Origin of the sequence: Streptomyces sp. NPDC059456, from assembly GCF_042750055.1 — a bacterium.
Classification (GTDB): Bacteria; Actinomycetota; Actinomycetes; order Streptomycetales; family Streptomycetaceae; genus Streptomyces.
Genome location: NZ_JBHYVA010000952.1, coordinates 1 through 2,469, shown reverse-complemented (window position 1 = coordinate 2,469; position 2,469 = coordinate 1). Strand labels below are relative to the sequence as shown.

The 2,469-nt window shown below is 70.1% G+C and carries 2 protein-coding genes; one reads left to right on the top strand and one right to left on the bottom strand.

Annotated features, from left to right (window positions below; translation table 11 throughout):
- Positions 1 to 628: DUF1707 domain-containing protein (locus tag ACFXA3_RS40970; protein WP_385196315.1), on the bottom strand; the 628-nt coding region annotated here is incomplete at its 3' end.
- 150 nt (positions 629 to 778) lie between these two features.
- Between ACFXA3_RS40970 and ACFXA3_RS40965 the strand changes: the two genes are divergently transcribed.
- Positions 779 to 2,446: a fumarate hydratase gene (locus ACFXA3_RS40965; protein ID WP_385196313.1), complete on the top strand. Its 1,668-nt coding sequence runs from the start codon at positions 779 to 781 to the stop codon at positions 2,444 to 2,446.
- The last annotated feature ends 23 nt before the right edge of the window (positions 2,447 to 2,469 follow it).

The following is a 2,469-nucleotide window of genomic DNA, read 5'->3' as shown; positions in this document are numbered from 1 at the left end:
CAGCCTCGATGTTGCCCAGCAGGGCGAAACCGCGGATGATCACGACCGGCGCGTGCGGGTCGGTGGTCTCGGCGCGTCCCTCGCCGTGCACCTCGAAGTTGCCGAGGACCCCGCTGCCGTAGCCGCGCAGCGTCACGTTCTCCGGGACCAGGACCTCGACGTTGCCGAGCACGCTCGTCACGTTGATCTCGGTGATCTGCTGCTCGAAGACGGCCTCGGTGAGGTCGATGTTCACGTCGCCCAGGACGGAGACGACGCGGGTGTGCGCGCCCGGCCGCCAGCGCCCCTTGCGGGTGGAGCTGCTGCACACGGCGACCACGGTCTCCGAGACCGGGGCCGCAGCGCCCGGCACCGGGGACGCGGCCGGAGCCCGTCCGTACGCGGGCGCCGCGGCGGCGCCGCCGGGCGCGGGGAGGTCCCGTACGAGCACCTCCAGCTCCCCGACCGTCTTCACGGCGTACAGGGAGTCCAGGCGGTCGGAGTGCTCCTCCGCGGTGAGCCGGCCCTCGGCGAGGGCGTCGGCCAGGATGTGCGCGATCCGGTCGCGGTCGGCGTCGGAGGCCCGCAGTTCGGCGGGGGCGGCTCCGGTGGCGACGGCAGGCGCGGCGGGCTTCTTTTCCAGGTCCACGTCGGCCAGCATAGCGATACGCGATAGATCGCGATAGTCGGGAGTGAGCCTTACCTCACAGACACAGCCCGGGACGGAGGTCCTACGCTTGATAGCCGCGCTGCCAATTGGTCGCCAGCGCCGTCTGCCGAGTGAGGAATGACTGCCGTCATGCCAGAGTTTGCGTACACCGACCTGCTGCCCCTGGGCGAGGACACCACCCCCTACCGGCTGGTGACCTCGGAGGGCGTCTCGACCTTCGAGGCCGACGGCCGTACGTTCCTCAAGGTCGAGCCCGAGGCGCTGCGCAAGCTCGCCGAAGAGGCCATCCACGACATCCAGCACTTCCTGCGCCCCGCGCACCTCGCGCAGCTGCGCCGGATCATCGACGACCCCGAGGCCTCGTCGAACGACAAGTTCGTCGCGCTCGACCTCCTCAAGAACGCGAACATCGCGGCGGCCGGCGTCCTGCCGATGTGCCAGGACACGGGCACGGCGATCGTGATGGGCAAGCGCGGCCAGAACGTCCTGACGGAGGGCGCCGACGAGGCGGCCCTGTCCCGCGGGATCTACGACGCCTACACCCGCCTGAACCTGCGCTACTCGCAGATGGCCCCGCTCACCATGTGGGAGGAGAAGAACACCGGCTCGAACCTGCCCGCGCAGATCGAGCTGTACGCGACCGACGGCGGCGCGTACAAGTTCCTCTTCATGGCCAAGGGCGGCGGCTCGGCCAACAAGTCCTTCCTGTACCAGGAGACCAAGGCGGTCCTCAACGAGGCCTCCATGATGAAGTTCCTGGAGGAGAAGATCCGCTCGCTCGGTACGGCGGCCTGCCCGCCCTACCACCTGGCGATCGTCGTCGGCGGCACCTCCGCCGAGCACGCCCTGAAGACCGCGAAGTACGCCTCCGCCCACTACCTGGACGAACTCCCCCGCGAGGGCTCGGCGCTGGGCCACGGCTTCCGCGACGAGGCCCTGGAGCAGCAGGTCTTCGAGCTGACCCAGAAGATCGGCATCGGCGCGCAGTTCGGCGGCAAGTACTTCTGCCACGACGTGCGCGTCGTCCGCCTCCCGCGCCACGGCGCGTCGCTGCCGGTGGCCATCGCCGTGTCCTGCTCCGCGGACCGCCAGGCCACCGCGAAGATCACCGCCGAGGGCGTCTTCCTGGAGCAGCTGGAGCGCGACCCGGCCCGCTTCCTCCCGGACACCACGGACGAGCACCTGTCGGAGTCCTCGGACGTCGTCGCCATCGACCTGAACCAGCCGATGGACGACATCCTCGCGACGCTCGCGCAGCACCCGGTCAAGACCCGCCTGTCCCTGACCGGCCCGCTGGTCGTGGCGCGCGACATCGCGCACGCCAAGATCAAGGAGCTGCTGGACTCGGGCGCGGAGATGCCGCAGTACCTGAAGGACCACCCGGTGTACTACGCGGGCCCGGCGAAGACCCCCGAGGGCTACGCCTCGGGCTCCTTCGGCCCGACCACGGCCGGCCGCATGGACTCCTACGTCGAGCAGTTCCAGGCGGCGGGCGGTTCGAAGGTCATGCTGGCCAAGGGCAACCGCTCGCAGCAGGTGACGGACGCGTGCGGCCGGCACGGCGGCTTCTACCTCGGCTCGATCGGCGGCCCGGCGGCGCGGCTGGCCCAGGACTGCATCAAGAAGGTCGAGGTCCTGGAGTACGAGGAGCTCGGCATGGAGGCGGTCTGGAAGATCGAGGTCGAGGACTTCCCGGCGTTCATCGTGGTGGACGACAAGGGCAACGACTTCTTCCAGAACCCGGCCCCGGAGCCGACGTTCACCCACATCCCGGTCCGCGGCCCGGGCCTGGCGTAACCTCACCCGGCCCCCGCTGAAGA

Bases quoted from the DNA above. Each gene is read 5' to 3' on its own strand.
- ACFXA3_RS40965 (WP_385196313.1), top strand. From the start codon at position 779: ATGCCAGAGTTTGCGTACACCGACCTGCTGCCCCTGGGCGAGGACACC.